We start from the raw sequence: 26,823 nt of genomic DNA, 5'->3' as shown, positions 1-26,823 counted from the left end.
GAATATTTCAATGTCCAAGAAGATCTTTGTAACCGACACCATCCTGCGTGACGCCCACCAGTCGCTGCTGGCCACCCGCATGCGCACTGAAGACATGCTGCCGATCTGCGACAAGCTCGACAAAGTCGGCTACTGGTCGCTGGAAGTCTGGGGCGGCGCTACCTTTGACGCCTGCGTGCGCTTCCTTAAAGAAGACCCGTGGGAGCGTCTGCGCCAACTGCGTGCGGCCTTGCCTAACACTCGTCTGCAAATGCTGCTGCGCGGCCAGAACCTGCTGGGCTATCGCCATTACAGCGACGACGTGGTCAAAGCCTTCGTCGCCAAGGCTGCGGTTAACGGTATCGACGTGTTCCGCATCTTCGATGCCATGAACGATGTGCGTAACCTGCGCGTAGCCATCGAGGCGGTCAAAGCTGCCGGCAAGCACGCTCAGGGCACCATCGCCTACACCACCAGCCCGGTGCATACCACTGAAGCGTTTGTGGCTCAGGCCAAGCAAATGGAAGCCATGGGCTGCGACTCGGTGGCCATCAAGGACATGGCAGGCCTGCTGACCCCATACGCCACTGGCGAACTGGTCAAGGCGCTGAAGGCGCAAATCAGCCTGCCGATCTTTATTCACTCGCATGACACCGCGGGCTTGGCTGCCATGTGCCAGCTCAAGGCGATCGAAAACGGCGCGGAGCATATCGATACCGCGATCTCCAGCTTCGCGTGGGGCACCAGCCACCCGGGCACCGAGTCGATGGTAGCGGCCCTTAAAGGCAGCGAGTACGACACCGGTCTTGACCTGTCGCTGCTGCAGGAAATTGGCATGTACTTCTACGCCGTGCGTAAGAAGTACCACCAGTTTGAAAGCGAATTCACCGCCGTCGACACCCGCGTTCAAGTCAACCAGGTGCCGGGCGGGATGATCTCCAACCTCGCCAACCAGCTCAAAGAGCAGGGCGCCCTGAACCGCATGAGTGAAGTGCTGGCCGAAATCCCGCGTGTACGTGAAGACCTCGGTTATCCGCCGCTGGTGACCCCGACCTCGCAAATTGTCGGCACCCAGGCGTTCTTCAACGTGTTGGCCGGCGAGCGCTACAAAACTATCACCAACGAAGTGAAGCTGTATCTGCAAGGCGGCTATGGCAAGGCGCCGGGCGTGGTCAACGAGCAACTGCGCCGTCAGGCTATCGGTAACGAAGAACTGATCGACGTACGCCCTGCAGACCTGCTCAAGCCAGAAATGGTCAAGCTGCGTGCTGAGATAGGTGCCTTGGCCAAGTCGGAAGAAGACGTACTGACCTTCGCCATGTTCCCGGACATCGGTCGTAAATTCCTTGAAGAGCGTGCAGCAGGCACCTTGAGCCCGGAAGTGTTGTTGCCGATTCCTGAAGCAGGCGGCGTTACCAAGGCTAGCGGTGAAGGCGTACCGACTGAGTTCGTGATCGACGTGCATGGTGAAAGCTATCGCGTTGACATCACCGGTGTAGGCGTCAAGGCAGAAGGCAAGCGTCACTTCTACCTGTCCATCGACGGCATGCCGGAAGAAGTGGTGTTCGAACCGCTCAACGAATTCGTCGGCGGCTCCGCCAGCAAGCGCAAGCAAGCCAGTGAGCCGGGCCACGTCAGCACTGCCATGCCGGGCAACATCGTTGATGTACTGGTTGCTGTTGGCGATGTCGTCAAGGCTGGGCAATCGGTGCTGATCACCGAAGCAATGAAAATGGAGACCGAAGTACAGGCCTCTATCGCAGGCAAAATTGTCACCATTCACGTAATCAAGGGCGACCGCGTTAACCCGGGCGAAATTCTGATCGAAATCGAAGCCTGATACCGCCTTTGATGTAAACGCTTTAAACCTCGGGGGAGCATGTGCTCCCCTTTTTTTTGCCTGCATTTTGATGCAGATACTGTGGTCTGCTTGGCGCTTAATATGTATTTAAATGCAGTTAATTAGAGGAAATTATCGAAAAAACTGCACTATGTTGCAGGTGAAAGCATGTGGGGCTTGAAATGACCCTGGCCATTGATACGCGTCAGCTGATAATCGAAAGCATTGAGGCTGATCTGGCTCAAGGCAAGATCACGTTAGGTGGAGCCGTTAAGCGATTTAGGATAAATGTTACTCAGCTGCAGCAAACCCAATTCGCCCGCATGTGCAAAATATCGGTCCGCACCTTGATTCAAATCGAGCACGGCGAAGGTAATCCCACGCTTAAATCCCTGAATGCAGTTTTCAACCCCTTTGGTCTGCAAATGGGTGTGGTTCGCTTGTCGCGAAAATTTTGACCCCCTTCTGACACAAAAACGCCCAGCAGTCCTTGCTGGGCGTATTGATCAAATTTTATACAGCTGATGCTCTGCATTCTTCCAGGGTCTTTATTTGGCCGCTTTTGGGTTGGTTATCCAGTGCCAGCCATTTTTCAAAGCCTGCAGCTATAGCGGGCCATTCCGTACTAATAATGCTGTACCACGTGGTATCACGATTTTTGCCTTTGACCACCATATGCTGGCGAAAAACGCCTTCGTATGTGTACCCTAATCGTACTGCAGTACGTTTTGATCTTGCATTGTCGTTGTTGCACTTCCACTCCAGGCGTCGGTTACCCAGTGCGAAGGCTTCCTTGGCCAGCAGGTAGACCGCCTCGGTACTTTTCGGCGAACGCTGCATCGGGGCACCGAAGGTGACGTGGCCGATCTCGATACGGCCATGTTCCGGAACGATGCACATCAGGCTGATCAAGCCTTGTGCCGCACCGCTCGGCTGGTCGATAACGGTATAAAAGTGCGGATCGCGGCTGGCGGCATGGTTTTGCAACCAGGCATCAAATGCCGGACGCTCGTTGAAAGGTCCGTAAGGCAAGTAGTCCCAGAGCTTGGGGTCGCTGCCCGGCCCTTGTAAGGCTAACCATAGTTCATCGCCATGACGTGTCGGGTCGAGCTTTTCCAGACGAATGAAATGCCCTTCGAGGGTGCGGGTATCTGGTGTTTTGGCCGCCAGCCATTGATCTAGAGAGTCGGGCATTGCGCGTTCCTTATTTATGACAAGGTTTTGCGAAACTGAATAAAACCAGGGCGCTCGGCAATGCGCTCATACAACTGGATCGCCGTGGCGTTGGTTTCCTGAGTCATCCAATAGACTTTGGCACAGTCTTTATCACGAGCGACGGCATATACGTGTTCAATCAGTTGGCGGCCAACGCCCTTGCCGCGCACTTCGGGGCTGACAAACAGGTCTTGAAGGTAGCAGGCGTTTTTGATGCTCCAGTTGGTGCGGTGATAAACACACTGGACCATGCCCACGGCTTTATCGCCTTGCCAGGCAAGAGCCAGTGACGTTGGTTCCGCGGGATCAAGAAAGCGCGTCCAGCTGGACTGGGTGATTTCGTCGGACAGCTCGGTTTTGTAAAAGCGCAAATACGCTTGCCAAAGAGGTAGCCACTGCTCGCGATCGGCGGCGGTGGCGGGTTTGATCTGGATTTGAGTCATTTTCAGCTATTCCTTAACCATTAAATGAGCGAGTGCGTGGTCTTGCGGGTTACTGCTGGCCAAAAGTCCTTGGCGTACGCCTGTCTGGTCGGCGGCATCGCGGTTCTGGCTGAGTTTGCGTTTACCGTTCAAGCGGGTGATGGGCAGGCGAAAACCCACAATTGCCTTGAGCATGCTGTCGATGTAGTCGCCAGGCGCGTCGCTGACCGCCCAAGGTTTTGGGCGATCGGCTTCGTGTTTGTTGCTCAGGCGGCTGACCAGCGCCAGCAGGCGCTCGGCATCATCGAAGACTTGCGCGTTGCCATAAGCGTGCACGGCGAGGTAGTTCCAGGTGGGCACCGCTTTGCCGTGTTCGGCCTTGCTGGGGTAGAAGGACGGGCTGATATAGGCCTGCTCACCCGCAAAAATCACCAACGCCTCGGCGCCTTCAGCCAAGTCGTTCCAATGCGGGTTAGCGCGGGCAAGATGCCCGTATAGCGTGCCGTACGCGCCTTCGTCCGGGTTCAGGAGCAAGGGCACATGGCTGGCGATCAAGCCTTGGCTGCCATGGGTGACCAGTACGGGCAGGGCCGTGGTCTGCATCTGCTGATGCAGGATTTGAATGTCGTTTTCTGCGAAGGCACGGGGTACGTACATAGAAATTATCCTTGGCGAATGGCGACATCCTAGGCAGGCTATTGGTTTGTTGTAAGAGCCATTAATGGTCATTTTAATAGGTCCAATCCATGACGGATTCAGAGCTGTCCATCGCCTTCAACCCAGCCGGAATTGAGCTTGATCCGAAAAAAGGCCTAAGCCGCCAGCTGTATCAGGCATTGCGACTGCGTGTGCTGGATGGTCGCTTGAGTGGTGGGGCGCGCTTGCCAGCCAGTCGTGACCTGGCCGCAGCTCTGGGTATTTCGCGTAATAGCGTGGTGCGGGCTTATGACCAGTTGTATGCCGAAGGTTTTATTGAGGGGAGAGTTGGGGATGGTACTTATGTCGCCAAATTACCTGAAAAAGCCCTGCCGCTAAAAAAGTTGTCCACCAACTTGTCCACAGGGTTTTCAACAGGCTTATCCCCAGGGTTATCCACAAAACAGGCAGAAATACCTGTAATTACATCCAGTAAAGTTATCCACAGCACTGCTCTGAGCAGGGTTGCAAAGCACGCACTTGACCTACCTCCAAGCGGAGTTCCTCGCGCTTTTCGAGTGGGGGTTCCGGCTTTTGACTTATTCCCTTTCGAGGTATGGAGCAAGCTGCAGGCGGCTTTTTGGCGTAAGCCGGACTTGCAGCAACTGTGTTACGGCGACCCGGCCGGAGATGAGCGCTTGCGTGGATTAATTGCTGCGTATTTGCGCACCTCGCGAGGTTTGTCGTGCACGGCTGAGCAAATTTTGATCACCAGTGGCGCGCAGCAGGGAATTAGCCTTTGTGCACAGCTGCTGGTAGAGCCGGGAGAGGGGGTGGCTGTGGAAAACCCCGGCTACCGCGCAGCCGCCTATGCGTTTGCGATTGCCGGAGCGCAGGTACAGGGTGTGGCGGTGGATCAGGACGGTATGGATTGCTCGGCATTGGCCCGCCTGAGCAACTGTCGGCTGGCCTATGTGACGCCTTCTCATCAGTATCCTAGCGGTGTCACCCTGAGCCTGGCCCGCCGCCTTGAGCTGCTCGCCTGGGCCGAGCGCACGCAAGGCTGGATTGTCGAAGACGACTACGATGGCGAATACCGCTACAGCGGTGCGCCACTGGCCCCACTGGCGGCATTGGACCGTAACGGGCGGGTGATTTATGTCGGCACCTTCGGCAAGGTGGCCTTTCCGGCGCTGCGTCTGGGTTATCTGGTATTACCCATAGGGTTGACCGAGCCATTTGCCCGCCGCCGTTCTCTGGATATGCGCCATTCGGAAGTCAGCACCCAGGCGGTGATGGCCGAGTTTATGGTAGCGGGGCATTTTCAGCGGCATATCCGCCGGATGCGTCGCGCAGCCCTGAGCCGTCGCGATGTATTACTGGCCAACTGGCCGCAGGGTTTGGCGGGGGTTGGGCCTGTACCGGGTATTGCCGCAGGGTTGCATGTGGCGGTGCCGGTGACGAGTTTGGCCCGCGAGCAGGAGTTGTTGGAGCAAGCCAAGTCGGTGGGCGTGGAGATTAACGGGTTAAGCAGTTATTGGTTGCAGGACTCGAGCGAGCCTGTGGATAACCGTGCAGGCCTGGTGTTGGGTTTTGCGGCGGTGCCGCAAGCGGATATCAAGGCGGCATTGGAGCGTCTGGGCACAGTTTGGAAATAATCTTCATTTATGCGGGATCTGTGGGAGCGGGCTTGCTCGCGATGCGGGCACTGCGGTTTGTCAGGTAGACCACAGTTTTGCAATCGCGAGCAGGCCTGCTCCCACCGTGAATTACGCGCAACTAATGCCTTCAAAGCCCTCCAGCACATTCACCGCATTCACGCCGATTTCTTCTACCGCATAACCACCTTCCATCACAAACAGCGTCGGTTTGCCCAGGCGAGCGATGCGCTCGCCCATGCGCAGGTAGTCCGGACTGTCGAGTTTGAACTGGGAAATTGGATCGTTCTTGAACGTATCCACACCCAGTGAAACCACGATGATGTCAGCGTCGTAACCTTCGATTTCAGCGCAAGCCAATTCCAGAGCTGCGCTCCAGCGGTCCCAGGCCGAGCCTGCGGCCAGTGGGTAGTTGAAGTTGAAACCTTCGCCCGGCCCTTCACCCAGCTCGTCTTCGTAGCCCAGAAAGAACGGAAACTCGGCTTCAGGGTGACCGTGGATCGAGGTGAACAATACGTCGCTGCGCTTATAGAAAATCGACTGTGTGCCATTGCCGTGGTGGTAGTCCACGTCGAGGATCGCCACCTTGCTGCGGCCTTGATCGAGGAACGCCTGCGCTGCAATGGCCGCATTGTTCAGGTAGCAGTAACCGCCCATCAAGTCACTGGCGGCATGATGGCCCGGCGGGCGGCAAAGTGCGAAAGCGCTGTGGGCGCCGTTTTGAATTTCGGCCTGGGCGGTCAGGGCTACTTGCGCTGCGCTGTAGGCCGCTTGCCAGGTGCCGGCGGTAATGGGCGCGCCGCCGTCGAAACTGTAGTAACCAAGCTGGCCGTGCAGGCTGGTGGGCAGAACGGCGCGCAGGGTGCGGGCTGGCCAGGTGTAGGGCAGCAAGTCGCCGTCGCGGCCATGTTCGGTCCAGCGGTCCCAGGCGCCGTGGAAAAAGTCCAGATACGCCGCGCTGTGGACGCGCTCGATTGGCCCGCGGCCGAAGTCTTGCGGGGCGTGAACCGGGCCTAGTTCGCGGGTTTGAACGCGTTGCAGAATATGGTCGGCGCGTGAGGGCATTTCGAAACAGGGCATCAACTGCCCGTCCATTAGCTCACAGCGGCCATGATGCAGGTGATGATCGTCCGAGTAGATCGTCAGCATTTTCTTGTTCTCCCAAGGCTTGAGCGGTGGCCTACAGTTTTGCTGTGCTGGGTGTTTGAGAGAACGGCAGGAGCGGCCAAAAGGAGATAGTTATGGCCAATACAATTGACCGAAATTCGCCTCTTTTAAGCGCGGAACTGGCTGGGGGCGACCCCGCTCCAGCGTACAAAGGCATGACGAAAGCTCGCGGTTTCACTGAAGCCCAGGGTTTCGGCAATCCGGTAAATGGGCCATTCGGTTTCGTTGAGCAACAACTTGGCCCGCTCAAAACGCAGGTCATCGAGCAATGTCTGGTAGCTGCAACCTACATCGTGTAAATGGCGACGCAGGGTGCGCGGTGAACAGTTCATTTGTTCGGCCAGGCCCTCAAGCCCTGGGGGCCGCGTGCAGTTGTGCGGCAAGTAGCTGGCGAATGCGTTCCAGCCAGGTTTGGCGCCCGGTGAATTCCAGATTCTGTTTGCGGCAACGCTCGGCCATCGCCTGATGGGTGACGGCATCGGCCAGTGGCAAGGGCTGGTCGAGCCAACTGGTCGCGAAGGCGAAAGCATTGCTGTCGGCCCCGAACAGGTGCGGGCAATCGAAGCTTTGCGCGTAGCTGGCGTGATAATCCGGTGCGCTATGGCCAAAACGTGCTCCCAATAGCGGCAGTGGCAGGCCAAGCAGGTCTTCGCAAATGACCTTGAGCGAGACCAGGCATAGCTCGGCATTGAACACCGCCAATTGCGGGCCTTCGCCGTAGCCATTGGCGCAGAACCACACTTGATCCCCTTCGACCTCAAGACTCAGTTCGAAAAGTGTTCCCAGCAACGCCGGGTAGCGCAAGGCCAGGCGCAATGCGTCACCTAAGGTGGCACTAGTGAGTAGGGCGTAACCGAGCATGCCGTAGGACGACACATGCATGCGCCGTCCCAGCTCCAGGCCGATCTCGGGACGCAAGGCCACGGCGTTGGCGCACACGCGCATTTCTTGATTGGTGGTGATGCGAGTGTCTGCACGGCTCAAGTCCGCCGCCCGTATGCCGCTGCCCGCCAACAGCGCTTCGCTGGGCAAGCCTTCGGCATTGAAGGTGCTGAGCACCAGCGAAACGGCGTTGAGCGTTGTGAGATGAGAGTGGAGCATGCTCACTTCCTGTGTGAAGGTTCAGGAAGTGAGCAAGTTATGTGCCGCAGAATATTCTGTGAACCTGTAGCCGCTGCCGCAGGCTGCGATAAGGGCCGCAGGACCTTCACTCAAGGCGGGCCTACTGCGCAGTCCATCGCAGCCTGCGGCAGCAGCTACAAGTCGGTCAGACCAACTCCCCGCACACGTCCAGTTCGATCAGGCGCCGTACCTCGGCCAGTGGCAAGTCTGCACCGAGCAAGGCATGCAGTTTGCCGAATACCGCTTCGCGGGTCATGCCGCCGCCCGACAGTACGCCAACCCCACGCAAGCGACTGCCTGCTTCGTACACATCCAGCTCCACACCGCCTTCATGGCATTGGGTAATGGCCACGACGACAATGCCGTTTTCCTGCGCCCGTTGCAGGCTGGCGAGAAAATCCGGGTTATCACTGGGGCCGGTCCCGCTGCCGAAGCATTCGAGCACCAGTGCTTCGATTCCGCTGTTGAGCAGGGCATCGAGCTGGGCGGCGCCAATCCCCGGCACCAGCGGCAATACACCGACGCTGGCTTGGTGTTTTGGATGGTTGTACGCCAGTTCACTCGGCAGTGAGGTGGCCTTGGCCGCGCCACCATTGCGCGTCAGCGTTACAAACGGGTTACGCCCAAAGCTGCGGACTTTGGCGCAATGTGTCGGTGCCATCAGCTTGCCGTGGAAGTACAGCTGAACGCCGTGAGGCTGACCTTGGCCAAGCGCCTGCAAGGCACCGCTGACGTTTTCCCAGGCATCACTGTCGGGCACGCCTGCCGGTAGCATGGAGCCGGTGAACAGCACTGGCGCCGGCAAGCCCAGCAATTGAAAGCACATTGCGGCCGCGCTGTAGGCCAGTGTGTCAGTGCCATGCAGGACCAGGACTGAATCGCAGCCATCCTGCTCGACAGCGTCGATGATCGCGCTGCGCAGGCGCAGCCAGTAGGCGGGCGTCATGTTGGCACTGTCGATCAGCGGGCTCATCTCGCGAAAGCACCATTGCGGCACTTGCAACTGCGGCTGGCTGGCGAGGTGTTCGCTCATGCGCGCTTCAAAACCCGAGGCTGGCGCCAGGCCGCTGGCGCTGGCCTGCATACCGATGGTGCCGCCGGTGTAGAGCACCATGACGCGTTGGGCAGTGTGATGAGTGGCTGCGGTCATTGTTGAGTCCCCATAAGCAAAAACGCGGCGGTTCTGGTCAGAACCGCCGCGTGAGTGTCAGCGTTTTGTTTCTTCGACCTTGGCGGCCGGTTTTGGCGGCCAGGCCTTCAGATCTAGATCCAGATCCGGAAATTTACTGGAATCGAACACCGGTGTCTTGATCCCTGCGCGGCGCTGGTCATCGTAGTCCTTGAGCACGCGCATGCAGATCTTGAACAGCATCGCCAGGGCAACAAGGTTAACGAAGGCCAGCATGGTCATGGCGATGTCGGCGAAGGCGAAGACGGTTTGCAGGTTTTCGATCGAACCCCAAAAAATCAATACCAGCACCAGCGCGCGGTAGCCAATCAGCGCCTTGCGGTTTTCACCGACCAGGAAGCGCAGATTGTTCTCGCCCAGGTAGTAGTTGTAGAGCATCGAGGTGAACACGAACAACGCCAGGGCTACGCTGATAAACACACGGCCCCATTCGCCAACTACGGCCGCCAGGGAGTTCTGGGTCAGGGCAATGCCGTCTCCTTCAAAGCCCGGGGTGTAGAAGCCCGACAGCAGGATCAGCAAGGCGGTGCAGGTACAGATCACGAACGTGTCGAGGAAGACGCTGAACGCCTGAACCACGCCTTGAGCGATAGGGTGTTCCACATCGGCCACAGCGGCCACGTTCGGGGCGCTGCCCAGACCGGCTTCGTTGGCGAATACGCCACGTTTGACGCCCATCACGATTGCGCTGCCGATCAAGCCGCCAAACACCGGGTCGAGGCCGAAGGCGCTCTTGACGATATGGCCCAGCATGGCTGGTACGTGATCGAATTGCAGCACGATCACATACAGGGTGACCGCGATGTAGGCCAGGGTCTTGACGGGTACCAGCAGGTCAGCCACCGAAGCAATACGTTTGATACCACCGACAAATACCAGACCCAGCAGGATGGCAATGGCCAGGCCTGAGTAGCTGACCTCGAAACCAAAGGCATCTTGCAGTGAGTGGGTTACGGCGTGGGCTTGCAGGCCCATAAAGGCAAAGCCGAAGGTGATCAGCAGCAACACGGCCATTAGCTGGCCCATCCACAGTTTGCCCAGACCGTGCTTCATATAGAAGGACGGACCGCCACGGAGTTGGCCTTCAGCGTCGCGACGCTTGTACAGCTGGCCCAGGGAGCATTCGATCAGGCTGCTGGACATGCCGACCAGCGCGGTCACCCACATCCAGAACACGGCACCGGGGCCGCCCAGGGTTACTGCGATGCCGACGCCGGCAATGTTACCCGCACCTACACGGCCCGCGAGGCTGAGCATCAGTGCCTGGAACGAACTCAGTTGCCCGGCGCTGCTGCGCAAGCTGTCTTTGAAAACCGCAAACATGTGCAGGAAGTAACGGAACTGAACGAAACGCGAGCGGATCGTGAAGTAGCCACCGAGCCCAACCATGAGCACGATTAGTACTTTCCCTGAGAGGAAGTCATTGATGACTTCAAGCATGGATTATTCCTCGCTGTTTTTATCTGATGGCAACACGGGTGGATCGAAATATCGCGTTACACCCGCTTGAGACGGGCATAAACGTAGGCGATCAAGGCGACCCTGGCCATGTTGATGCTTGGTTTACGATGCTGTTTCCGTGCTGACGATGGCCGCAGGGGCTGGGGCCAAGCGCAGGAAGAGGGCGGGCACTATACCTATGAGTATTAGAGGCGTCTGCATAAGTGATTGATTTTTCATGTACGTGTCGGTTTTAAGAGCAAGTCGTTCGTAGCAGCAGCCGAAGGAACGAGGCTGTGTTCGGCGGCGAAGCCGTCGTAAATCAGGCAGCTTGGTGTGTCAGATATATTGAGTGCTCAGGTTTCGCGACGACTACGTCGCCGAACGCAGCCTCGTTCCTTCGGCAGCTGCTACGCAATATAGAAACTCGCGAAGGCCTCGAATCGCGGGCAAAAAAAAGGGCCTGCAGACGTATCTGTAGGCCCTCAAAAGGTGAGAGGTGTCTAGTCCCTCGACCTGGTGAGCGTTAAGCGTGTTACAGCATCAGGCCTTAAGAGGCACCAGACGCGGGGCAATCATGTTTTCCGGGCGCAGGATGTCGTCGAGCATGGCGTCGTCGAGCAAGCCTTCTTCGCGCACCAGTTCCAGCACACCGCGGCCGCTTTCAAGGGCGATACGGGCGATGCGGGTGGCGTTTTCATAGCCGATGTACGGGTTCAGTGCGGTTACCAGACCAATCGAGTGCTCGACCAGTTCGCGGCAGCGCGCTTCGTTAGCAGTGATGCCGACGATGCAGTGTTCGCGCAACATGTCCATGGCGCGTTGCAGCAGGCGGATCGAGTCGAAGATCTTGAATGCGATCAGCGGCTCCATCACGTTCAGTTGCAGCTGGCCGCCTTCGGCAGCGATGGTCAGGGCCAGGTCGTTACCGATGATCTGGAATGCCACCTGGTTAACGGCTTCCGGGATAACCGGGTTGACCTTGCCTGGCATGATCGAGCTGCCCGGCTGACGCGCTGGCAGGTTGATTTCGTTGATGCCGGTGCGTGGGCCGCTGGACAGCAGGCGCAAGTCGTTGCAGATCTTCGACAGTTTGACCGCGGTACGCTTGAGCATGCCGGAGAACAGGACGAAGGCGCCCATGTCGGAGGTGGCTTCGATCAAGTCGGCAGCCGGTACCAGCGGGTGACCGCTGATGGTTGCCAGACGGTTTACAGCCAGCATCTGGTAACGCGGGTCAGCGTTGATGCCAGTACCGATGGCGGTGCCGCCCAGGTTTACTTCGGTCAGCAGCTCTGGCGCCAGTGTTTTCAGGCGGGCCAGATCTTCACTCAAGGTGGTGGCGAACGCACGGAACTCTTGACCCAGGGTCATAGGCACGGCGTCTTGCAGCTGGGTACGGCCCATTTTCAGGACGTGGCTGAACTCGACGCCTTTGGCCGCGAACGACTGGATCAGGCTGTCGAGGCTGGCCAGCAGCGCGTCGTGACCCAACAACAAGCCCAGGCGGATGGCCGTCGGGTAGGCGTCGTTGGTCGACTGCGCCATGTTCACGTCGTTGTTAGGGTGCAGGTACTGGTATTCGCCTTTCTGGTGGCCCATGGCCTCCAGCGCGATGTTGGCGATCACTTCGTTGGCATTCATGTTGGTTGAAGTGCCAGCGCCGCCCTGAATCATGTCCACCACGAACTCTTCGTGGAAATCGCCGCGGATCAGACGGGCACAAGCTTCGCTGATGGCAGCGTGCTTGGCGTCGCTCAGATGACCCAGCTCGCGGTTGGCATCAGCAGCGGCTTGTTTCACCATTGCCAGGCCCACAACCAGCTTCGGGTAGTGCGAGATCGGAACGCCCGAGAGACGGAAGTTATTCACCGCTCGCAGGGTCTGGATGCCGTAATACGCTTGAGCTGGTACTTCGAGTACGCCAAGCAGGTCTTTTTCGGTACGGAAAGATGCAGCGGAGGACATGATAGAAATCATCTCGATAAGAACCCGGTCTGGGCCGGAACGCTTAGAATCCTAGGCTTGCGGACTATTTTGGGCCAATGCCTTTAAACACTATCCTATGCAGAAACGGCATAATGACGACGTGACGCGACAAGCGCGTCGAGCGTGTGACCCAATTTGGTGCGCGTCCGGGAGGACTCGATGAATCTCGAAAGTAAATGGTTAGAGGACTTCAGTGCCCTGGCTGCTACGCGCAGTTTTTCCCAGGCGGCAGAGCGTCGCTTTGTCACTCAGCCAGCCTTTAGCCGACGTATTCGCAGCCTTGAAGCGGCGCTTGGGCTGACCTTGGTGAATCGTTCCCGCACCCCGGTGGAGTTGACTGCGGCCGGTCAGCTGTTTTTGGTTACGGCGCGCACCGTGGTTGAACAGTTGGGCGAAGTGTTGCGCCATCTGCATCACCTCGAAGGCGGGCAGGGCGAGGTCATGCAAGTGGCTGCTGCACACTCCTTGGCCTTGGGTTTTTTCCCGCGCTGGATCGCCCAATTGCGTAATGAAGGGCTGAATATTGCGACACGTCTGGTTGCGACTAACGTCGGAGACGCGGTGCATGCCTTGCGTGAAGGCGGATGCGATTTGATGCTGGCTTTTTACGATCCAGACGCTGCTTTGCAGATGGATCCGGAAATTTTTCCGTCCTTGCACCTGGGCAATACTGAAATGCTCCCGGTGTGCGCCGCCGATGCTGACGGCAAGCCGTTGTTTGATCTTGAGGGCGAAGGCAGTGTGCCGCTGTTGGCCTACAGCGCTGGCGCTTTTTTGGGTCGCTCGGTGAATTTGCTGCTGCGTCAGCGCAGCCTGCGCTTTACCACTATTTATGAGACGGCGATGGCCGACAGCCTTAAAAGCATGGCGCTAGAGGGGCTGGGCATCGCCTGGGTGCCGCACTTGAGCGTGCGCGCCGAGCTGGCGCGGGGTGAACTGGTGGTGTGTGGAGGGCCGCAATGGCACGTACCGCTGGAGATTCGCCTGTACCGTTGCGCGCTGGTACGCAAGGCTAACGTGCGGTTGTTGTGGCGCAAGCTGGAGAATCCAACCGGTCAGGCGCCAACGCCGACCTGAGCCGATTTTATCGCCTGACCTAAGAGTCAATAAAACCGGGCGTCCGGGCTGTTTTTGTCGTGCAAGACAGATGGTCGCCAAAGGTGCTTTCAAGGCACATCTTTGGGGTATACTGCGCGGCCTTCGGCTGGCTTGACCGGCCTTAATTCCTATAACAAGCCACGTCGGATCCTCCACGTGGCTTGTTGTTTTTTGACGCGCCTGCGGGCGCCCAAGAGAAGAGGCGCGACGATGAGTGCACTGGTAGGCGTGATCATGGGCTCCAAGTCCGATTGGTCCACCCTCAGCCACACCGCCGATATGCTGGAAAAACTCGGCATTCCTTACGAAGTGAAAGTGGTCTCTGCCCACCGCACTCCGGATCTGCTGTTCCAGTATGCCGAAGAGGCCGAAGGCCGCGGGATCGAGGTCATCATCGCTGGTGCCGGTGGCGCAGCCCACTTGCCAGGCATGTGTGCGGCCAAAACCCATTTGCCAGTACTGGGTGTTCCGGTGCAGTCGGCCATGCTGTCGGGTGTCGACTCGCTGCTGTCGATCGTGCAGATGCCAGCGGGCATTCCGGTTGCAACCCTGGCCATCGGCAAAGCGGGCGCGATCAACGCGGCTTTGTTGTCGGCGAGCATCCTGGGTGCCAAGCACCCGCAGTTCCACACCGTTTTGAAAGCATTCCGTGCTGAACAGACTGACAGCGTGCTGGACAATCCAGACCCGCGCGTAGCCTGAGGTTTCTGACGATGAAAATCGGTGTAATCGGTGGCGGCCAACTGGGCCGCATGCTGGCCTTGGCGGGTACTCCGCTGGGGATGAACTTTGCTTTCCTTGATCCGGCACCTGATGCCTGCGCTGGCGCATTGGGCGAACACCTGCGTGCGGATTACAGCGATCCGGATCATCTGCGCCAGTTGGCTGATGAAGTCGACCTGGTGACATTCGAGTTCGAAAGCGTTCCGGCTGAAACCGTGGCTTTCCTGTCGCAATTCGTCCCGGTGTACCCGAGTGCCGAAGCGCTGCGCATTGCTCGCGACCGCTGGTTCGAAAAGAGCATGTTCAAGGATCTGGGGATTCCGACCCCGGCGTTTGCCGACATCCAGTCCCAGGCTGATCTGGACGCGGCGGTGGTCAGCATTGGCCTGCCTGCCGTGCTCAAGACCCGCACTCTGGGTTATGACGGCAAGGGCCAGAAAGTGCTGCGTACGCCTGCTGACGTAGTGGGTACGTTTGCCGAGCTGGGCAGTGTGTCGTGCTTGCTGGAAGGTTTTGTACCGTTTACCGGCGAAGTGTCGCTGATCGCCGTGCGCGGTCGTGATGGTGAAACACAGTTCTACCCGTTGGTACACAACACTCACGACAGTGGCATTCTCAAGTTGTCGATTGCCAGCACCGATCACCCGCTGCAAGCCTTGGCTGAAGACTACTCCAGCCGTGTGCTCACGCAGCTGGATTATGTTGGCGTGATGGCGTTCGAGTTCTTTGAAGTCGACGGTGGCCTTAAGGCCAACGAAATTGCCCCGCGTGTGCATAACTCCGGGCATTGGACCACTGAAGGCGCCGAGTGCAGCCAGTTTGAAAACCACTTGCGGGCCATCGCTGGCTTGCCGCTGGGTTCGACGGCCAAGGTCGGTGAAAGCGCCATGCTCAACTTCATCGGCAGCGTGCCGCCAGTTGAGAAGGTGATTGCGATTGCCGACTGCCATTTGCACCACTACGGCAAGGCTTTCAAGATCGGCCGTAAAGTCGGTCACGCCAACCTGCGCTGTGCAGATATGGCGACGCTCAAAGCGCAAATCCTCAAGGTTGAAGCGTTAATCGACGAAGCGTAAATCGCTTTCGCCGGGAACCATTGGGTTGTCGCTACTCTCTGATGGCGTGATGCCAAAGTGCTGACTAGGCTTTGGCTTACGCCATCTAATCGAGAGGAAGCGTCCATGGGCATCATCGGAACCATTTTTATCGGCTTGATCGTTGGTCTGCTGGCTCGTTTCCTGAAACCGGGTGACGACAGCATGGGCTGGATCATGACCATCCTGCTGGGTATCGGCGGTTCGCTGGCGGCTACCTACGGTGGCCAGGCGCTGGGTATCTACAAGGCGGGTGAGGGTGCCGGCTTTATCGGTGCGGTGGTTGGTGCTGTGATCTTGCTGGTGATCTACGGCATTGTGTCGAAAAAGTCCTGATTAAACGCCTTGGCTCTCTCTGCGCCAGCCGCAGAGAGCGCTAAACTGCGTGCGTTTAACTCCTCTTTTATCGAGCCTTGCATGCGCCGTTTTCTACTGACATTCCTTTTGCTTGGCGCAGGCCTGGCACACGCGGCAGAACTGCCCGAAACCGACTGGCTTGAACTGATGCCTATGTCGGACCAAAAAGCCCTCGAACAAATGCCCGAAATTGACCATGACTCGCCCGAGGCTAACGGTACGTTTACCGACAAGGGCGGTTTGAAGCAGAGCAAGGGTTTGCCAGCCGTGATGTATTCCAGCAAAACCGTGGCGGGCATGAACGGTAAAAATATCCGTCTGGGCGGTTACCCCGTGCCATTGGAAACGGACGCCAAGGGCCGCAGCACGCTGTTTTTCCTGGTGCCGTACCCTGGGGCCTGCATCCATGTGCCGCCTCCGCCGCCCAATCAGCTGGTGCTGGTGCGCTATCCCAAAGGCTTGAAGCTGGACGACATCTACACCCCGTTATGGGTGATGGGCACGCTGAAGGTTGAGAAGGTCAGCAATGACCTGGCCGATGCGGCCTATGCGCTGGATGCGAGCAAGGTGCGGGTGGTGGTTGAGGCAGATTTGTAGGGATTGGAACACAGCCTGTAGCCGCTGCCGCAGGCTGCGATAAGGTCCAAAGGCGCTTCAAACAGCAGGGCCGCTGCGCAGCCCATCGCAGCCTGCGGCAGCGGCTACAGGTTGCGTATCAGACCTTTAGCCGTTTACTCGCAATACTCACGCCCATTGAATGGCTGGCGCCCGGTTGCAGGGTGATCACGTCATCCATCACGTTGGCGGTTTCGATGCACAACATGCGTTGCCAGCCGTCTGCAGCCATGTCGCTGAAGCTGGCGGTCTTGTCGATCCACGGGTTCCAGATCACCGCTGTACGCGAGCCGTGGCTGGTCAGCTCAAGGGTACGCGACCAGTCCGAATCTACGATGCTCAGTTGTTGCGGGGTATCGAGGTAGATACGGTCGGTTTCGCCACTAAAGGTCAAATCGCCCGCCTGCTTGATATGTTCCCAGTCTTTGAGCGTGTCGATGTAGGTCAGGCCCTCTACGCCTTGAACCTGAACCTTGCGCACGTCGCTGACCGCGAAGTAGCTGTGCAGCGCCTGGCTGATGCTGACCGGGATGTCGCTGCGGTTATGGCTGGTGAGGCTGATATGCAGTTGGGTGTCGAGGCGAATGCTCAGGGTTAGCGCCACATCGTGGGGCCAGCCGGGCAGGCCGCCGTCGATGTGAGGCAGGCCCAGTTCAATATGCAGGGCTTCGCCCGCGTCATCGATTTCCAGCACTTCCCATTCGCGGGTGCGGACCAGACCGTGGGCGGTGGCAGGCTCGTCGCTGTGGCGCATGGCCTGCACGCTTTGCGGGTTCAACGCCAAATTACCGAACCATGGCCAGCACACCGGCACGCCAGTACGGATACCCTTGCCTTGCTTGTACTGGGCTTTTTCGTTGAGCCAGATAATGGGTGGCTCATCGCCTAGCTGGTAGCTGAGGACTTGCGCACCCTGCTTGGCGACCAGCAGTTGGGCCTGACCATGCTGGAAGTGCCAGCACTCCAGTTCATCCAGGGTGACTGACTCTATATGGTGCATGGCAGGCTCTCTATTTCAGTGCTGTGGAAGGTTAACGGCGGGGCGGAACGGAACGGGTGCGGCCGCTGCCATCAATGGCAACAAATACAAAGACGGCTTCAGTCACCTTGCGCCATTCGCTGGACAACGGGTCGTCACTCCACACTTCAACCATCATCTGGATAGAGCTGCGGCCGATCTCAAGTGCCTGGGTGTAGAACGACAATTGCGCACCCACTGCCACAGGAACCAGAAACGCCATACGATCAATAGCGACTGTGGCTACACGGCCACCGGCAACCTTGCTGGCCATTGCGGTGCCAGCCAGGTCCATTTGTGAAACCAGCCAACCGCCAAAAATATCGCCGAAACCATTGGTCTCGCGAGGCAGCGCAGTGATTTGCAAGGCCAGGTCGCCTTGCGGGATTGGATCTTCTTGTTCGAGCTCTAACATGCCAAAGGGCCTCTGACCCGTGATTCTTCATAAGTACTGCGGGTGAATAAGCGTCTTTAGAAAAACGATTCAGCCCGAACATACTACGTTCGTCACGTTCTTCATAAGCCGCACCAAGGGGAAACTCTGCGAAATCGGCTGAAGCCATCCAGCGGGCGTTTTCGCACAGCAACCTGGAAGTTACCAAGTGTTTCTTACGGTTTGTGAGTATATCGGGCGATGACTCAGCCGACGACCTCCGGATTCCGCTTTTTGAGTGCTCTGCGCGTCTAGCTCTGTGCTTTTGCAAACAATTTGTTATCTTTCAAAACCTGCCCAGCCCCTGCCGGCGAAGTTGCAGCTTTTTGCCGAGCCTAATAAGAGAAGCAAGACCCCATGATCACAGAGCCTTCCAGTGCAGCGCCGCCTTCGCGGCCGTTAACCCGTAATGACTATAAAACCTTGTCGCTGTCTGCCCTGGGTGGTGCGCTGGAGTTTTACGATTTTATTATTTTTGTGTTTTTTGCCACGGTAGTCGGAAAGCTGTTTTTCCCGGCGGACATGCCCGAGTGGCTACGCCTGATGCAAACCTTCGGTATTTTTGCTGCGGGTTACCTGGCGCGCCCTCTGGGTGGCATCGTCATGGCGCACTTTGGCGACCTGCTGGGGCGCAAAAAGATGTTCACCCTGAGCATCTTTATGATGGCAGTGCCGACCTTGATCATGGGTCTGTTGCCAACGTATGCGCAGATTGGCATGTGGGCACCGATTCTGTTGCTGCTGATGCGCGTGATTCAGGGCGCGGCCATTGGTGGTGAGGTGCCGGGGGCTTGGGTGTTTGTGGCCGAGCACGTCCCGCCCCGCCATGTTGGCTATGCCTGCGGCACCCTGACGTGTGGGCTGACAGCGGGTATTTTGTTGGGTTCGTTGATGGCCACTGCCATCAATACGATCTACACACCGGCTGAAGTGTCTGATTTCGCATGGCGGATTCCTTTCCTGATGGGCGGTGTCTTTGGCTTGTTCTCGGTGTACCTGCGCCGGTGGCTGCACGAAACACCGGTGTTCGCCGAGTTGCAGTTGCGCAAGGCATTGGCGGCTGAAGTCCCGCTCAAGACCGTATTGCGTGATCATCGCGGCGCGATTGTGATCTCGATGTTGCTGACCTGGTTGCTGTCTGCCGGGATCATCGTAGTGATCCTGATGACACCGACTGTGCTGCAAACCATCTACGGCTTCTCTGCCACCACCTCGTTGCAGGCCAACAGCCTGGCAATCGTCTTTCTGAGCCTGGGTTGCATCGCCTCGGGTGCCCTGGCTGACCGCTTTGGTGCGGGCAAGGTATTTGTGTTGGGTTGCGCCGGGTTGCTGGTGTCGTCGTGGACGTTCTATCACAGCCTGCTGCAACACCCAGACTGGCTGTTCCCGCTATATGCCTTGAGCGGTTTGTTTGTAGGCACCATCGGCGCTGTGCCTTATGTCATGGTCAAAGCTTTCCCGGCCGTGGTGCGCTTCAGCGGCCTGTCGTTTTCCTACAACCTGGCCTACGCCATCTTTGGCGGCCTGACCCCAATGGCCGTGACCTTGTTGCTTAAGGAAAGCCCGATGGGCCCGGCCTACTACGTGGCTATCATTTGCACGATGGGCTTGGTGGTGGGTGCTTATCTATGGAAAAAGGGCCGCTGAACAAGCCCTGATCCGTCGTAATACCTCGTCAGTCTCCCAGAAGGCCATCATTTGTAACGAGTGATGGCCTTTCATCTAATTGTCACAATCGGTTCATAGAGTGGTCATATGGCCTGCAGATACTGGCCCCCGATTCATCTAACCCCGTTTGTTAGGAGTAAGGCATGAAACTGAAGCGTGTTATGGCGGCCCTGACTTTTGTCGCCGCAGGCGTTGCAACTGCCAATGCGGTTGCCGCTGGTGTTGACCCGGCTATTCAGCCCTACGTGAAGACCACTGGTGTGTCGGGTAACCTGTCCAGCGTTGGTTCTGACACCCTGGCGAACTTGATGACATTGTGGGCCGAGGCTTACAAAAAAGAATATCCAAACGTAAACATCCAGATTCAAGCTGCCGGTTCTTCGACCGCGCCGCCTGCGATTACTGAAGGCACCGCTAACCTGGGCCCGATGAGCCGCAAGATGAAAGACAACGAACTGGCTGCTTTCGAGCAGAAGTACGGCTACAAGCCAACTGCTATCCCGGTGGCAGTGGATGCCTTGGCCGTGTTCGTGCACAAGGACAACCCGATCAAGCACCTGACCATGGAACAGGTCGACGCGATTTTCTCCTCGACTCGTCTGTGTGGCGCCAAAGCTGACGTTAAAACCTGGGGCGACCTGGGTGTGACCGGCGACCTGGCCAACAAGCCAGTCCAACTCTTCGGTCGTAACTCGGTGTCCGGGACCTATGGCTACTTCAAGGAAGAAGCCCTGTGCAAAGGCGATTACAAGCCTAACGTGAACGAACAGCCAGGCTCGGCTTCGGTTGTGCAGTCGATCAGCAGCTCGCTGAACGGCGTGGGTTACTCGGGCATCGGTTACAAAACCGCCAGCGTGAAGACCGTGCCTTTGGCTAAAAAAGGCAGCACCGAGTTTATTGAGGACACCGAAGAAAACGCACTGAACGGCAAATACCCGCTGTCGCGTTTCCTCTACGTGTACGTGAACAAGGCGCCGAACAAGCCGCTGAACCCGCTGGAAGCCGAGTTCATCAAGTTGGTTCTGTCCAAGCAAGGCCAGGAAGTGGTTGTCAAAGACGGCTACATTCCTCTGCCAGCCAAAGTCGCTGCCAAAGCCTTGGCTGACCTGGGCTTGAAAGAAGGCGCATAAACTTTGTAGCCGCTGCCGCCTGGCTGCGATAAGGACCGCAGGACCTTCAGAAACGAGGGTCGCTGCGCAACCCATCGCAGCCTTCGGCAGCGGCTGCAGGTTTAGCGTTGTTGCAGATACACCTAATTTCCATTCCGCTGCCGGCACCGTCGGGCGGCGGATTTTTTGCGTCACCGTTTTGTCATCTTTCTGTCATACAGGACCGCTAGGGTGTGCGCATGAATGATCTGGCCAATTCCTCAATGACTACGACATCCGCTCCCAAGCGCATTGATTTCAATACGCCTGAACTGCAACGCAAGCGCCGCATCCGCGCGTTTAAAGACCACCTGACCCGCTGGTATGTATTTATCGGCGGTCTTGCCGTGCTCGGCGCGATCACGCTGATTTTCTTCTTCCTGGGCTATGTGGTTTACCCTTTGTTCCAGGGCGCGGACCTGAATCCCAAGCAGGCGATTACGCCGGTCTGGATGCAGGACGCCGGCAAGCCGCTGATGCTTTCCATTGAGGAGCAGAATCAGGTCGGTATGCGCGTATCAGACAAGGGCATGGTGTTGTTCTTCAATGCGAAGAACGGTGACGAACTGTCGCGGGTCAACTTGCCGCTGCCAGCCGGTACGCATGTGACTGCATTGGGCGAGGACCAGCCAGGCAACCCGGTGGTGGTGCTGGGTCTGTCCAACGGTCAGGCGCTGGTGTTCCGTCATAGCTATAAAGTCAGTTACCCGGATGGCAAAAAGACCATCAGCCCGGCGATTGAATACCCGTATGGCGAAACGCCGATCGTGCTCGACCCTACAGGTGGCGCACTGGATCACGTGAACCTCAGCGTGAATGATTCGACGCTGGTCGTGGCGGGTACGACGGGCGCGCAACTGAACGTTGTGTCGCTGGCCCGCGAAGAAAACATGATGACCGAAGAGGTCACGAATACTGAAACCCGCATCGACCTGCCGCAGATGACCAATCAGGTCAAAGCGCTGTACATCGACCCGCGTCAGCAGTGGTTGTATGTGATCAATGATCGGGCCCAGGCCGATGTGTTCAGCCTGCGCGACAAGAGCCTCAACGGTCGCTATAAGCTGGCCGATGAGGCGACGACTGAAATCACTGCCAGTACGCAGTTGGTGGGGGGGATCTCGCTGATCTTTGGTGATTCCAAGGGCGGTCTGAGCCAGTGGTTCATGGCCCGTGATCCGGATGGCGAACAGCGCTTCAAGCATATCCGCAGCTTCCAGATGGGCACCTCGCCGATTGTTGAAATCACTGCCGAGCAACGTCGCAAGGGCTTCCTGGCCCTGGACGCTGCCGGTGATATCGGCGTGTTCCACAGCACCGCACACCGCACCCTGCTGGTCGAGAAAATTGCCGAAGGCCCTGGCATCATGGCGTTGTCGCCGCGTGCCAACCGCATCATTGTTGAAGAGGGCGGCAAGTTGCTGCCGCTGACCTTGAAGAACCCGCACCCGGAAGTGTCCTGGAGCGCGTTGTGGAGCAAGGTCTGGTACGAGAACTACGACGAACCTAAGTACGTCTGGCAATCGACGGCCGCCAACACCGACTTCGAACCCAAGATGAGCCTTGCGCCATTGACCTTCGGTACGTTGAAGGCTGCTTTCTACGCCATGTTGCTGGCTGCACCGCTGGCCGTTGCTGCTGCGATTTACACCGCTTACTTCATGGCGCCAAGCCTGCGCCGCAAGGTCAAGCCGGTGATCGAGCTGATGGAAGCGATGCCGACGGTGATTCTGGGTTTCTTCGCCGGTCTGTTTCTGGCGCCGTATGTGGAAGGGCACTTGCCGGGTATTTTCAGCCTGTTGATGTTGATGCCGGTCGGTATTCTGGTCGCGGGTTTTACCTGGAGCCGCCTGCCTGAGTCGATCCGGCTGCGCGTACCGGATGGCTGGGAGAGCATGATCCTGATTCCGGTGCTGCTGTTTGTAGGCTGGTTGTCGCTGTACATGAGCCCGTTTATGGAAGCCTGGTTCTTCGGCGGCGATATGCGGATGTGGATCTCCCACGATCTGGGCATCACCTACGATCAGCGCAACGCACTGGTAGTTGGCCTGGCGATGGGTTTTGCGGTTATTCCCAACATCTACTCGATTGCTGAAGACGCCGTGTTCAGCGTGCCCCGCGGCCTGACCCTGGGTTCGCTGGCGTTGGGTGCCACGCCGTGGCAAACCATGACCCGCGTGGTCATCCTGACTGCCAGCCCGGGGATCTTCTCGGCACTGATGATCGGTATGGGGCGTGCGGTCGGCGAGACGATGATTGTGTTGATGGCCACCGGTAACACCCCAGTCATGGAAATGAACCTGTTCGAAGGCCTGCGGACCTTGGCGGCGAACGTGGCGGTAGAAATGCCAGAGTCGGAAGTGGGCGGTAGCCATTACCGTGTGCTGTTCCTCTCGGCGCTGGTGCTGCTGCTGTTTACCTTCATCATGAACACTCTTGCCGAGCTGATTCGTCAGCGTCTGCGCAAGAAATATTCGTCGCTTTAAGGAAGGTAGAAGTCTGTGAAACAGAATTCCCTCAAAGGCTGGTTCAAGAGCGGCGCTCCTGGCGTCTGGATCAGCGGTGGTGCAGTGTCCATCGCCGTCATCATGACCATCGGCTTGCTGTCGGTGATTGCCGTTCGTGGCCTGGGTCACTTCTGGCCCGCTGACCTGATACATGCCGAGTACAACGTGCCGGGTGATGCCAATCACCTGGTGATCGGCGAAGTGGTGCAAAAGGAAGAGGTGCCCCGCGAGCGCCTGAAAAGCGCGGGCTTGCCAGTACCTGAACAAGGCCCTGAGTTCATGACTCGCGAGCTGATCAAGGTCGGCAACCGCGACTTGAACGGTAACGACTTTACCTGGGTGGTGGGCGAGTGGCTGACCAACCAGAGCATGCCGCCGGAGTTGATGGCCATCGAGCGTCGCGAGTGGGGCAACTTTTACGGTTACCTGGTTAACGTGAAAGAAAACGGCAAGGTGGTGGCAGAAGGTGCCGCTGCCTGGCCAGAGCTGCAAGCCCGGGTCAAGCGAGTGAATGATCTGGCATCGCAACTGAGCCAGCTTGAGAAGAAAGACATCGGTGCGATCAACCATGGGTTGGAACGCATCCGTCTGCATGGCCGCAAGCTGGAGCTGGAAGGCAAGCTGACCCCGCAGGCACAAGCCGACATGGAGTCTGAGCGCGCCGAGTTGAATGCACGTTACAAGGCTATTGAAGACCGCCTTGGTGATCTGCATGCGCAGTTCAATCGCGACAGTCTCACGGCCCGCGATGCCAATGGCAAAGAGCTGGAAATCGGCATCGGCAAAGTGGTCAAGGCCTACCAGCCGAACGCCATGAACAGCTGGCAAAAGCTGGGCATGTATTTCAGCAACATCTGGGAGTTCCTGAGCCAGGATCCGCGCGAAGCCAACACCGAAGGCGGGATCTTCCCGGCGATTTTCGGCACTGTGATGATGACCCTGATCATGGCCATAATCGTGACCCCGTTCGGCGTACTGGCGGCGGTCTACCTGCGGGAATATGCCAAGCAAAACACCCTGACCCGGGTGATCCGTATCGCGGTAAACAACTTGGCGGGTGTGCCTGCGATTGTTTACGGCGTATTTGGTCTGGGCTTTTTTGTGTATGTGCTGGGTGGCTCGGTTGACCGCCTGTTCTTTGCCGAAGCATTGCCGGCGCCGACCTTTGGTACGCCGGGCCTGATGTGGGCCTCGCTGACCTTGGCGCTGCTGGCGGTTCCGGTCGTGATCGTGGCCACCGAAGAAGGGTTGGCGCGGATTCCGCGTACGGTTCGTGAAGGCTCGCTGGCGCTGGGTGCGACCAAATCGGAAACTCTGTGGAAGATCGTGCTGCCGATGGCCAGCCCGGCCATGATGACCGGCATGATCCTCGCCGTGGCCCGTGCTGCCGGTGAAGTGGCGCCGCTGATGCTGGTGGGTGTGGTCAAGCTGGCGCCGTCGCTGCCGCTGGATGGCAACTACCCGTACCTGCACCTTGACCAGAAGATCATGCACCTGGGCTTCCATATTTATGACGTGGGTTTCCAGAGCCCGAACGTCGAAGCTGCACGACCGCTGGTTTACGCCACGGCGTTGCTGCTGGTGCTGGTGATCGCGACCCTGAACCTGTCGGCAGTGTGGATTCGTAACCACCTGCGCGAGAAGTACAAGGCGCTGGAAAGCTAAAAGATAGCCACAAGCGGCAAGCTACAAGCGGCAAGTCAATGCCGCCTCCGCTTTTGCTCAAAACTTGCAGCTTGCAGCTAGAAGCTTGCAGCTACGAACGGAGTAAGACCATGCAGCATGAATCCACTGCCCACGGCATCAACATGTCAGCCTTGGGTCGCACCAAACAAAGCTTGAAGCTGGAAAACGAAGAAGTCGCCATCGAAGTGCCGGGCCTGAATCTTTACTACGGTGAAAAACAGGCGCTGTACGACGTGAGCCTGAATATCCCGAAACAACGGGTAACGGCGTTTATCGGTCCGTCCGGCTGTGGCAAGTCCACGCTGCTGCGCACCTTCAACCGCATGAACGACCTGGTGGATGGTTGCCGCGTCGAAGGCGAGATCAACCTGTACGGCAACAACATCTACCGTAAGGGTGAGGATGTGGCTGAGCTGCGTCGCCGCGTCGGGATGGTGTTCCAGAAGCCTAACCCGTTCCCCAAGACCATTTACGAGAACGTGGTTTACGGTCTGCGGATTCAGGGCATCAACAAAAAACGCGTCCTCGACGAAGCCGTTGAGTGGGCACTCAAGGGCGCGGCATTGTGGGATGAGGTCAAGGACCGCCTGCACGAATCGGCATTGGGCCTGTCCGGTGGTCAGCAGCAGCGTCTGGTGATTGCTCGCACCATTGCGGTGGAGCCTGAAGTGTTGCTGCTCGATGAGCCATGCTCGGCACTCGATCCGATTTCAACGCTGAAAGTCGAAGAGCTGATCTACGAACTCAAGTCCAAGTTCACCATCGTCATCGTGACGCACAACATGCAGCAAGCAGCCCGGGTTTCGGACTACACGGCGTTCATGTACATGGGCAAAATGGTTGAGTACGGCGACACCGACACGCTGTTCACCAATCCGGCCAAGAAGCAGACCGAAGACTACATCACCGGGCGGTATGGTTAGTAGCAGCTGCAAGCCGTTAGCTTCAAGCGGCAAGTAAAGGCAGTTTGGCGTAACGACACAATCAACTTGCAGCTTGAAGCTTGTCGCTTGAAGCTTTTGCGGAGCAAAACCATGATTTCAAAGGATGGCCTCACCCATCACATTTCCGCGCAGTTCAACGCGGAACTCGAGGACGTGCGCAGCCACCTGCTGGCGATGGGCGGCCTGGTCGAGAAACAGGTCAACGATGCCGTAACAGCGTTGATCGAGGCCGACTCGGGTCTGGCTCAGCAGGTGCGCGAGGTCGATGAGCAAATCAATCAGATGGAGCGCAACATCGACGAGGAGTGCCTGCGCATTCTGGCCCGTCGCCAGCCTGCGGCGTCTGACTTGCGCTTGATCATCAGCATCTCCAAGTCGGTAATCGATCTTGAGCGCATCGGTGACGAAGCGACCAAGATCGCTCGCCGTGCCATCCAGTTGTGCGAAGAGGGTGAAGCGCCACGTGGTTACGTTGAAGTGCGCCACATCGGTGATCAGGTGCGCAACATGGTGCGTGATGCACTGGATGCCTTTGCCCGCTTCGATGCTGACCTTGCGTTGTCGGTCGCGCAGTACGACAAAATCATCGACCGTGAATACAAGACCGCGCTGCGTGAATTGGCCACTTACATGATGGAAGACCCGCGTTCGATCTCGCGTGTGTTGAGCATTATTTGGGTGCTGCGTTCGCTGGAGCGTATCGGTGATCACGCGCGTAATATCTCGGAACTGGTGATTTATCTGGTGCGCGGTACTGACGTGCGTCACATGGGTCTTAAGCGCATGCGCGAAGAAGTTCAGGGTCCTGATGTTGATAACGCTAATGTTGCGCCGCCGCCTGACGATAAATAAGACAGCCTGATTCAAAAGACGCC

Annotated in this window: 23 protein-coding genes and 1 pseudogene; 14 read left to right on the top strand and 10 right to left on the bottom strand. The window is 57.8% G+C overall.

Annotation, left to right across the window (positions count from 1 at the left end):
• The first annotated feature begins 10 nt into the window (after positions 1-10).
• Positions 11-1,819: a sodium-extruding oxaloacetate decarboxylase subunit alpha gene (gene oadA / locus V6L79_RS02750; RefSeq protein WP_321835130.1), complete on the top strand. Its 1,809-nt coding sequence runs from the start codon at positions 11-13 to the stop codon at positions 1,817-1,819.
• 182 nt (positions 1,820-2,001) lie between these two features.
• Positions 2,002-2,277: a helix-turn-helix transcriptional regulator gene (locus V6L79_RS02745; protein WP_338579779.1), complete on the top strand. Its 276-nt coding sequence runs from the start codon at positions 2,002-2,004 to the stop codon at positions 2,275-2,277.
• A gap of 55 nt (positions 2,278-2,332) precedes the next feature.
• On the opposite strand, the gene V6L79_RS02740 is transcribed toward V6L79_RS02745, so the two are convergent.
• Genes V6L79_RS02740 through V6L79_RS02730 form a run of 3 tightly spaced genes read right to left on the bottom strand, consistent with a single transcriptional unit; the run spans position 2,333 to position 4,113 of the window.
• Positions 2,333-3,013, bottom strand: a complete 681-nt coding sequence (locus V6L79_RS02740) for a GNAT family protein (protein WP_321835127.1) — start codon at positions 3,011-3,013, stop codon at positions 2,333-2,335.
• A gap of 14 nt (positions 3,014-3,027) precedes the next feature.
• Positions 3,028-3,477 carry a GNAT family N-acetyltransferase gene (locus V6L79_RS02735; RefSeq protein ID WP_261740290.1) on the bottom strand — a complete coding sequence of 150 codons (450 nt, stop codon included), beginning with the start codon at positions 3,475-3,477 and terminating at the stop codon, positions 3,028-3,030.
• Between the two features lie 6 nt (positions 3,478-3,483).
• Entirely contained in the window at positions 3,484-4,113 is a 630-nt protein-coding gene (locus V6L79_RS02730) for an FMN-binding negative transcriptional regulator (RefSeq protein ID WP_338579778.1), read from the bottom strand.
• Positions 4,114-4,202: 89 nt separating this feature from the next.
• Here V6L79_RS02730 and V6L79_RS02725 point away from each other — a divergent pair, with 89 nt between their 5' ends.
• Positions 4,203-5,750 (top strand): PLP-dependent aminotransferase family protein, encoded by a 1,548-nt coding sequence (locus V6L79_RS02725; protein ID WP_338579777.1) that lies wholly within the window; start codon positions 4,203-4,205, stop codon positions 5,748-5,750.
• 111 nt (positions 5,751-5,861) lie between these two features.
• On the opposite strand, the gene V6L79_RS02720 is transcribed toward V6L79_RS02725, so the two are convergent.
• The 5 genes and pseudogenes from V6L79_RS02720 to aspA form a co-directional block, all read right to left on the bottom strand.
• Positions 5,862-6,899 (bottom strand): histone deacetylase family protein, encoded by a 1,038-nt coding sequence (locus tag V6L79_RS02720; RefSeq protein WP_261740287.1) that lies wholly within the window; start codon positions 6,897-6,899, stop codon positions 5,862-5,864.
• A gap of 125 nt (positions 6,900-7,024) precedes the next feature.
• Positions 7,025-8,018: pseudogene (locus V6L79_RS02715) on the bottom strand (AraC family transcriptional regulator).
• A gap of 166 nt (positions 8,019-8,184) precedes the next feature.
• Complete coding sequence (locus V6L79_RS02710) at positions 8,185-9,189, bottom strand: asparaginase (RefSeq protein ID WP_261740285.1); 1,005 nt, start codon at positions 9,187-9,189, stop codon at positions 8,185-8,187.
• Positions 9,190-9,246: 57 nt separating this feature from the next.
• Entirely contained in the window at positions 9,247-10,668 is a 1,422-nt protein-coding gene (locus V6L79_RS02705; protein ID WP_261740284.1) for a sodium:alanine symporter family protein, read from the bottom strand.
• A gap of 543 nt (positions 10,669-11,211) precedes the next feature.
• Positions 11,212-12,636, bottom strand: coding sequence for an aspartate ammonia-lyase (aspA, locus tag V6L79_RS02700; RefSeq protein ID WP_321835123.1), 1,425 nt, complete (start codon positions 12,634-12,636; stop codon positions 11,212-11,214).
• Between the two features lie 180 nt (positions 12,637-12,816).
• Between aspA and V6L79_RS02695 the strand changes: the two genes are divergently transcribed.
• The 5 genes from V6L79_RS02695 to V6L79_RS02675 all read left to right on the top strand — a co-directional run bounded on the left by V6L79_RS02695 (position 12,817) and on the right by V6L79_RS02675 (position 16,526).
• On the top strand, positions 12,817-13,734 hold the full coding sequence (locus V6L79_RS02695; protein WP_261740282.1) for a LysR substrate-binding domain-containing protein: 918 nt from the start codon (positions 12,817-12,819) through the stop codon (positions 13,732-13,734).
• 231 nt (positions 13,735-13,965) lie between these two features.
• The gene (gene purE / locus V6L79_RS02690) at positions 13,966-14,457 is read left to right on the top strand and encodes a 5-(carboxyamino)imidazole ribonucleotide mutase (RefSeq protein WP_016782937.1); all 492 of its coding nucleotides are present in this window, start codon (positions 13,966-13,968) and stop codon (positions 14,455-14,457) included.
• Positions 14,458-14,468: 11 nt separating this feature from the next.
• A complete protein-coding gene (locus V6L79_RS02685) occupies positions 14,469-15,554 on the top strand; it encodes a 5-(carboxyamino)imidazole ribonucleotide synthase (RefSeq protein ID WP_321835122.1) in 1,086 nt (361 codons plus the stop codon).
• Positions 15,555-15,659: 105 nt separating this feature from the next.
• Positions 15,660-15,908, top strand: coding sequence for a GlsB/YeaQ/YmgE family stress response membrane protein (locus V6L79_RS02680; RefSeq protein ID WP_261740280.1), 249 nt, complete (start codon positions 15,660-15,662; stop codon positions 15,906-15,908).
• Positions 15,909-15,989: 81 nt separating this feature from the next.
• Complete coding sequence (locus tag V6L79_RS02675; protein ID WP_261740279.1) at positions 15,990-16,526, top strand: DUF3299 domain-containing protein; 537 nt, start codon at positions 15,990-15,992, stop codon at positions 16,524-16,526.
• A 118-nt stretch (positions 16,527-16,644) separates the two neighbouring features.
• Here V6L79_RS02675 and V6L79_RS02670 read toward each other — a convergent pair whose 3' ends face one another.
• Positions 16,645-17,544 (bottom strand): D-hexose-6-phosphate mutarotase, encoded by a 900-nt coding sequence (locus V6L79_RS02670; protein WP_338579776.1) that lies wholly within the window; start codon positions 17,542-17,544, stop codon positions 16,645-16,647.
• 31 nt (positions 17,545-17,575) lie between these two features.
• Positions 17,576-17,977 carry an acyl-CoA thioesterase gene (locus V6L79_RS02665; protein ID WP_003438129.1) on the bottom strand — a complete coding sequence of 134 codons (402 nt, stop codon included), beginning with the start codon at positions 17,975-17,977 and terminating at the stop codon, positions 17,576-17,578.
• 375 nt (positions 17,978-18,352) lie between these two features.
• Between V6L79_RS02665 and V6L79_RS02660 the strand changes: the two genes are divergently transcribed.
• The 6 genes from V6L79_RS02660 (at position 18,353) to phoU (ending at position 26,800) form a co-directional block, all read left to right on the top strand.
• Positions 18,353-19,642 carry an MFS transporter gene (locus tag V6L79_RS02660; RefSeq protein ID WP_261740277.1) on the top strand — a complete coding sequence of 430 codons (1,290 nt, stop codon included), beginning with the start codon at positions 18,353-18,355 and terminating at the stop codon, positions 19,640-19,642.
• Between the two features lie 164 nt (positions 19,643-19,806).
• Positions 19,807-20,793: a phosphate ABC transporter substrate-binding protein PstS gene (locus V6L79_RS02655; RefSeq protein ID WP_016782943.1), complete on the top strand. Its 987-nt coding sequence runs from the start codon at positions 19,807-19,809 to the stop codon at positions 20,791-20,793.
• 218 nt (positions 20,794-21,011) lie between these two features.
• Positions 21,012-23,297, top strand: coding sequence for an ABC transporter permease subunit (locus V6L79_RS02650; RefSeq protein WP_261740276.1), 2,286 nt, complete (start codon positions 21,012-21,014; stop codon positions 23,295-23,297).
• A 15-nt stretch (positions 23,298-23,312) separates the two neighbouring features.
• A complete protein-coding gene (gene pstA / locus V6L79_RS02645; protein ID WP_261740275.1) occupies positions 23,313-24,983 on the top strand; it encodes a phosphate ABC transporter permease PstA in 1,671 nt (556 codons plus the stop codon).
• Between the two features lie 110 nt (positions 24,984-25,093).
• On the top strand, positions 25,094-25,927 hold the full coding sequence (pstB, locus tag V6L79_RS02640; protein ID WP_261740273.1) for a phosphate ABC transporter ATP-binding protein PstB: 834 nt from the start codon (positions 25,094-25,096) through the stop codon (positions 25,925-25,927).
• A 111-nt stretch (positions 25,928-26,038) separates the two neighbouring features.
• On the top strand, positions 26,039-26,800 hold the full coding sequence (gene phoU, locus V6L79_RS02635) for a phosphate signaling complex protein PhoU (protein ID WP_261740272.1): 762 nt from the start codon (positions 26,039-26,041) through the stop codon (positions 26,798-26,800).
• Positions 26,801-26,823 lie beyond the last annotated feature (23 nt).

The sequence above is a fragment of the Pseudomonas sp. ML2-2023-6 genome (genome assembly GCF_037055265.1).
Lineage (GTDB): Bacteria > Pseudomonadota > Gammaproteobacteria > Pseudomonadales > Pseudomonadaceae > Aquipseudomonas > Aquipseudomonas kulmbachensis.
The sequence above is the reverse complement of the archived record's forward strand: the minus strand, read 5'-3'. Positions and strand labels throughout refer to the sequence as shown.